Raw genomic sequence first — 6,822 nt, forward strand, 5'->3', positions numbered from 1 at the left:
AAATATCTATCCAATGAATTTTTAACGACTTCCGATACCGAAACAGGCATGGCGGTTTAGCAGACTACATTGACGATGGAATGCCGAGTCGCAGATCGTTTTTGATATCAATGTTCATAAATTTTTCATTATTCCGTATCGGTAGCCGATGTTAGGATCGGCCCTGTTTTTGCTGGACCTGTCAGAACCTGAGCGAATCTGTCGCGAGAGGCCATCAGCCGGTATCGACCGGAGCGCAGGAACCGGAATGTACGGAAGTACACGAGGATTCCGAGCACCGTACGATGACGGATCATGGCCTCGCGGTAGGACCTGAACGGGTTCCCGGCAAACCGAAGGCGGAGCAGACCGTACAGCATCCCGTCGCCAACTATCGAGACGCCATGACCCATTCCGCCCTTGCGCAGCCAGCGATCCAGGCTGCGACCTTACAACCCGGACATCAACGCCCGAGCGTGCCGCCTGCGCCGCGCGCCTCCGTGCAACTGTTCGCGCGCTTCGAAGCAAGCGGGCTCGGGACCTGAACCGGACCATGACGCAGGCAACTTCCACTTCTTCCGCCAGCGGCCTGATCGCACTCGACTGGGGCACCTCATCGCTGCGCGCCTACCGCTTCGACGCCGACGGCCGCGTGACCGACAAGCGTGCGCTGCCCTGGGGGGTCATGAACCTGCCGCCGGCGGAAAACGACTCTGACACATCCGCCGACGCCGGTTTCCGCCGTGCGCTGCAAGCCGCCTGCGGCGACTGGCTGCGCGATTTCCCGGACACGCCGCTGATCGCCGCCGGCATGGTCGGCAGCAAACAGGGCTGGCGTGAAGCCCCCTATCTCGACGTGCCGCTGGGCATAGACGACATCGGCCAGACGCTGACCGCGGTCGACACCGGACTCGGCGTGCAGTTGCATATCGTTCCCGGCCTGCTGCAATGCTCGACGCTGCCCAACGTGATCCGCGGCGAAGAGACCCAGGTCGCCGGCATCCTCGACCAGTTGCAGGTCGACGACATCCTGATCGGCCTGCCTGGCACGCATTCGAAATGGGTGCATGTGCGCGACAGGCGCATCGCGCATTTCGACACGTTCATGACCGGTGAAATGTACGCGGTACTGTGCAACCACACCATCCTCGGCCGCACCATGCAGCGCGACGGCGAGGCAGACGCCGCCGGCGACGAGGCATTCCTGCGCGGTGCGGTCGTAGCGAAAACCACCGACGGCTGCGCCGGTTTGCTGTCGAACATCTTCAGCAGCCGCACGCTGGGCCTGACCGGCGAGCTGTCTCCCTGCGCGCAGGCGCATTACCTCTCGGGCCTGCTGATCGGCCACGAAATCGCCGCCTTGCCGGCGCTGACGAACAACGTCCTGCAGCAACGCATCGCCTTGATCGGCGACGATTTCCTGTGCAACCGCTACCGCCAGGTGCTGGCGCTGTACGGCGTCAAACAGGTGGAAATCGCTGCCGCCGCCACCGAACACGGCATGTGGAAACTGGCCCTGCATGCCGGGCTGATCGCTCCATCCTCCCCATGAAGAAAGCCGCATCATGCTGAAAAACCTGTTCCAACACGCACTGCAGCACTGCGGCCTGATCGCCATCCTGCGCGGCGTTCGTCCCGATGAAGTCGAAGCCGTCGGCAAGGCGCTGTACGAAGCGGGCTTCCGCATCATCGAAGTGCCGCTCAATTCGCCCGAGCCGCTGCAGAGTATCGCCACGCTGCGCCGCACGCTGCCTGCGGATTGCGTGATCGGCGCAGGAACGGTGCTCAGTCCCGGGCAGGTTGCCCAGGTCAAGGCGGCCGGCGGCGAACTGATCGTGATGCCGCACAGCGACGCCCGCGTCATTGCCGCCGCCAGGGAAGCCGGGCTGTGCTGCGCGCCGGGCGTAGCCACGGTGACGGAGGCATTTGCGGCGCTGGCCGCCGGCGCCGACGTGCTGAAGATGTTCCCGGCCGAGCAGCTCGGACCGCATGTCGTCAAAGCCTGGCGCGCCGTGATCCCCGCTGCGGTGGCGTTGCTGCCGGTAGGCGGCATCATGCCCAGCAGCGTGTCGGTGTTCATCAACGCCGGCGCTTCCGGCTTCGGCCTTGGCTCCGCGCTGTACCAACCCGGCATGACGGCGGCGACGGTCGGCGAAAACGCCAAGGCCTTCGTCAGCGCCTGGCAGACCCGCAACGGCGACTCGACGCCGACCTCAAGACCCCCGCAGTCGCCGGCTGTCCTTTAACCTCAACCAGCCTCGCCGCAAGCCGAGGCGCCATTTTCCAGAGACTTCAGAAACGGATATCGCCCCGATGAAAATCACCAAACTGACCACCTTTATCGTTCCGCCGCGCTGGTGCTTCCTCAAGATCGAAACCGATGAAGGCATCGTCGGTTGGGGCGAACCCGTGGTCGAAGGCCGCGCGCACAGCGTCGCCGCCGCCGTCGACGAGCTTGCCGACTACCTGATCGGCAAGGACCCGCGCAATATCGAAGACCACTGGACCATCCTGTATCGCGGCGGCTTCTATCGCGGCGGCGCGATCCACATGAGCGCGCTGGCCGGCATCGACCAGGCGCTGTGGGACATCAAGGGCAAGGCACTCGGCGTGCCGGTCAGCCAGTTGCTCGGCGGCCAGTTGCGCGACAGCATCCGCGTGTACTCGTGGATCGGCGGCGATCGTCCCGCCGACACCGCCAGGGCCGCCAGGGATACGGTCGCGCGCGGCTTCACCGCCGTGAAGATGAACGGCACCGAAGAACTGCAATTCATCGACACCTATGACAAGGTGGAAGCCACGCTGGCCAACGTCGCCGCCGTGCGTGACGCCGTCGGCCCCAACATCGGCATCGGCGTCGACTTCCACGGCCGGGTGCACAAACCGATGGCCAAGGTGCTGGTCAAGGAACTGGAACCGTACAAGCTGATGTTCATCGAAGAACCGGTGCTCAGCGAAAACTACGAAGCGCTCAAGGAAATCGCCCATCTCACCGCCACGCCGATTGCGCTGGGCGAGCGCCTGTACTCGCGCTGGGACTTCAAGCGCATCCTCAGCGAAGGCTACGTCGACATCATCCAGCCCGACGTCTCGCACGCCGGCGGCATCACCGAAACGCGCAAGATCGCCACCATGGCCGAAGCCTACGACGTCGCGCTGGCGCTGCACTGCCCGCTCGGCCCGATCGCGCTGGCGGCCTGCCTGCAGGTCGACGCCGTGTCGTACAACGCCTTCATCCAGGAACAGAGCCTGGGCATCCATTACAACAAGAGCAACGACCTGCTCGACTATGTCGTCGACGCGGACGTGTTCAGCTACAAGGACGGTTACGTGGCGATCCCGCAAGGTCCGGGACTGGGCATCGAGATCAATGAGGAATATGTCAAGCAACGCGCCGAGGTTGGACATCGCTGGCGCAATCCGGTCTGGCGGCATAAGGACGGCAGCTTTGCGGAGTGGTGAGCCGGCAGCCGCCTGAAGAAATTGTCGTGCCCCGTATTGAACATCGTCGCGCCCATGGAACAGTGTAGCGGCCTTTAGCGGAACGACATCTCACAAGAAATAACTTGTCAGTACCCAGTCAACCTGGTGCGATGCCAGTGCCATAGGCAAGCGTTCATGCTTAAGCAGCATCCTGTTGACCAAACCGGGCAGCCAGCGATAAGGAACAGGCTCCATCAGATTGAGCGTGGGTGCGGGACGGTCAGGGCAAAGCAACTTGCGGTAGGTCTCGCCATTCCAGTGCGTGTGGTAGTAGCCGCCCTGGCGGCAGGTCTGGCCGCTGCAGACAACGGTGCCAAGCGGCAGGCGATGTTCGGTCGCCGACACCGTTGGCAAGGGCATCGCGTCCATCGCACCCGGACGCACGCGGATCGTGCGCGAGACGGCATCCCACAGGGCGACGGCTTCGCCTTCGGTGAGAGAGGCCTTGATGATTTCATCTCTTGGCACATCTTGAGGGAAAGCGCCGTTATCCATGTCCAATATCAGCAAGGGTGTCTGTGCGCTACCGACAATTGAGTTCGCTTCCAAAGCAAAGCGATGCCCCATGACTTTGGAATTGGTAATGCCTGTTAACAGCCACTCTTCTGCTGATGTCAATCCTGGGAGATCGATCTTTCCTTTGCGAATGGTATGTCCGTCCCGAGTCTTAACTGCTTTTTCGATCTGAGAACCACGTTGCAGCAAGGTAGTTTTTTCTCGAATATTGGAATTGGTCTCTAGATCAAAACTCACATCCCGTTTGTCACGCAAATAAAACGACATCGACACCTCTTCCTCATCGGAGGCCTCGCTCTTGATGAATCCACCCGTGAGACACACACCCGGTTCCTTTGGAATCTCTCCGTTCGACAGACCTCGAAAGTCGTGTAACAAACTCATCATATCGCCGAGTCTGGAAGGAACCCGGTTGCCCATTTCCTTGGCGCGCGGTTTATCTTTGACGATTGATCTTGTGTAATCCCATGTTTTTGTTTCCAACTTGATGCGATAACCCTTGTTCCATTTATAGGCTTCAAGAGTTCTTCCCATATCCCCGGAATATTCGTCATCCAAATGGATGAAGTGCCAAATCCCTTTCTTCCGCATCTGTTCTGTACTGGAATTCATCGGGTGATACTCGTTGTCGCCGAATAAAAACTGATAGCCATGTATGTGCTTCATTGCTTTGAGTTCGGCATCTCTTTTATGCATGCCATCCAAAAACGCCTGCTGCGACATCGGTTCTATCTTGACATCGACATCGTTCAATTTTGCATGGCCATAGATATCCACGTCAGCCGGTAAATCGATCAGGTAGCGACCCACACACTGGGTCTTCATATTGGTGGTCAGTTGGGTCACAGTGCGTTGCTCCTGTTCGGTCAAGGGTTTCGGTTGGCAGGCGCTGAGCGTCAGCGTCAGGCCAAGTGCAATAATGGATTTTAAAAATAGGGGTGAATTCATCGCGGGCATTCTCCATCGATCTCGTAGCGCAAGGGCGGTTTGACATGCTGGGCGATCTTGACGATGGACCACAGGGTGAAGAGGCGTTGTGCTTCGTGCTTGTATGCGCCCTCGTGATCCACGCCTTGGTAGCCGACGCAGACGCGCACTTTGCCTTGCAGCGCGCGACCGGAACGAACCGGCACGGTGCCGTCGCCGTTCTCGTTGGCTTCTGTCAGTTTGAATCCGGTCGGCATGGCGGTGCCGCCGCTTTGTTGCAGCAGCAGTTGTTCGCCTTGTCCGTGGTCTTGCAGCACGCGACCGCTCTTGACGTCGTCAATCGGCGCGGCCGTGCCCAACATGCGGGCCGCATGGGAGAGTTTGCGCTCCCAGGTGACATCCCCCCAGGCGCTGTGCGCCTTGTCGTCGCCGTAGAAGGCGTAGGTGATGGGATGAAATCGATTGGCAATATCTTGATGAAACGGCTTTACTTTTTCATCAATTAGTTTTCCAAAAGCGTCCCAATCCTTATCCAAAGTCGGCTTCGTCTTTTGCTCATCCAGTGGATTAATCAGCTTGTCATCAATGAGCCCCCACCATTTGCCGCGCACGGTATAGATTTCATCATAAGGATCGTTGCCCTGCGGCAGACTGATCCGTTGCTCGCCATCCCTGATCTTGAGCCAGCCGTTGCCGTACTCAGCACTAGGCAAGAGTTGCAGCGGTCCCGGCGCTTGCGCGAAGACGGCTGTGACTTCGGCTGCGTCGTCGCCCACGACAATGCCGGCGCTGCCTTCCACGCCGGATTTCACGCGCTTGTAGGCCGTGGCCGCACCAGTCGTCGGCATCACGCCATGCACCACACCAAGCACCTTGTCGCGCTGGTTGAGCACCTCGCTGTAATGTCGCGCCACCAGCCCGCCCATGCTGTGCGTGACGAGGATGACGTTTTTGCAGGTATAGGTTTTGTCGTAATACCGGATGAATTCGTCGATCTTCGCTTGCAGGCGCTTGGCCGAATCGGCGTTCGATTGCAGCCAGTTGTAGCCCACCGCATGCACCGGAAACTGATAGCGATAGGACAGCCCAACTTCGTCGAAGGTCAGCGGCTCAATGCCGGGCACGTGGGCGACCAGTTCTTTCATCAGGCGCGGGCGCAGGCCGCTGCTGGCGTATTCCAACCCGGTCTTCGTATAATCGGCGTCGTTGAGGCTCTCTTCCAGCCACTTGAGCCAAGGGCCGTAACTCAGGTGCGACACTTCGCCCCAGCCGCGCCGGAGCAGTTCGTCGTCGATTTCTTTCTGCGTCGGCGTCGGGTGAGTGTGGAAGACGCTGCGCGGGGCGGCGCCTGATGGCAAGTCGCCTGTGCGGTAGAGTTCGGTTTTATTGGGATCAAGAAGTGATTTCCGTTTTTTTGCATCTCTTAATCCCCAATCAGCAAGAACCCTTTGAGTGCTGTTGACCACCCATACTGGTTCGCTTTTCGAAGTTCGTGTCGCTATCGACTGCAAATTCGACCCCATCACCCCCGGCACAAAGATCACCGGAATGATTCGGTCCGGCACCTTGTGGCACATGGCGATGCTGTCGTCGGGCGGCGAGGTCACAGAGTGGTATTCGACGACGCCGCTCTTGAGAATGCGCGGTGGAATGATGCGTTTGATAGTAGCCATGATTGATGATGTCCCGTTTATTTTTGAGGAGGAATGCACAAGCGTAATGGATCGATGGAGAGGCTTTTTTGCAGTGTTGTTTGTCCGTTGCGGTCGGTGACACCATCAACGCCGCCGTGATTGCCGATGATCGTTTTTGTCGCCTGACGGATTGTCGATTGTTGGCTAAATCCCCAACGCACGCCGAATTGCTCGTCGAACTTGGCCTGCGTCCAGGTGTTCATTTGCCGCATCAGGCTGGTCG

General features: G+C 59.5%; 5 protein-coding genes and 1 pseudogene. 3 read left to right on the plus strand and 3 right to left on the minus strand.

Features of this window, described 5'->3' with window-relative positions:
* Positions 1-532: 532 nt before the first annotated feature.
* From RV1423_RS16965 to dgoD, 3 genes are all read left to right on the plus strand, one after another.
* Positions 533-1,531 (plus strand): 2-dehydro-3-deoxygalactonokinase, encoded by a 999-nt coding sequence (locus tag RV1423_RS16965; RefSeq protein ID WP_034298899.1) that lies wholly within the window; start codon positions 533-535, stop codon positions 1,529-1,531.
* A 13-nt stretch (positions 1,532-1,544) separates the two neighbouring features.
* Complete coding sequence (locus RV1423_RS16970; protein ID WP_034298902.1) at positions 1,545-2,225, plus strand: 2-dehydro-3-deoxy-6-phosphogalactonate aldolase; 681 nt, start codon at positions 1,545-1,547, stop codon at positions 2,223-2,225.
* A gap of 67 nt (positions 2,226-2,292) precedes the next feature.
* Complete coding sequence (dgoD, locus tag RV1423_RS16975) at positions 2,293-3,441, plus strand: galactonate dehydratase (protein ID WP_034298905.1); 1,149 nt, start codon at positions 2,293-2,295, stop codon at positions 3,439-3,441.
* 90 nt (positions 3,442-3,531) lie between these two features.
* On the opposite strand, the gene RV1423_RS16980 is transcribed toward dgoD, so the two are convergent.
* From RV1423_RS16980 to RV1423_RS29900, 3 genes and pseudogenes are all read right to left on the minus strand, one after another.
* Positions 3,532-4,926 carry a T6SS immunity protein Tli4 family protein gene (locus RV1423_RS16980; protein WP_155835139.1) on the minus strand — a complete coding sequence of 465 codons (1,395 nt, stop codon included), beginning with the start codon at positions 4,924-4,926 and terminating at the stop codon, positions 3,532-3,534.
* Positions 4,923-6,578, minus strand: a complete 1,656-nt coding sequence (locus RV1423_RS16985; protein WP_155835140.1) for a hypothetical protein — start codon at positions 6,576-6,578, stop codon at positions 4,923-4,925. Before RV1423_RS16985 ends, RV1423_RS16980 begins: the two co-directional genes overlap by 4 nt.
* Before the next feature lie 17 nt (positions 6,579-6,595).
* A pseudogene (locus RV1423_RS29900) lies at positions 6,596-6,822 on the minus strand (hypothetical protein); the annotation flags it as partial.

The sequence above is a fragment of the Herbaspirillum sp. RV1423 genome (assembly GCF_000577615.1).
Taxonomy (GTDB): domain Bacteria; phylum Pseudomonadota; class Gammaproteobacteria; order Burkholderiales; family Burkholderiaceae_D; genus Herbaspirillum.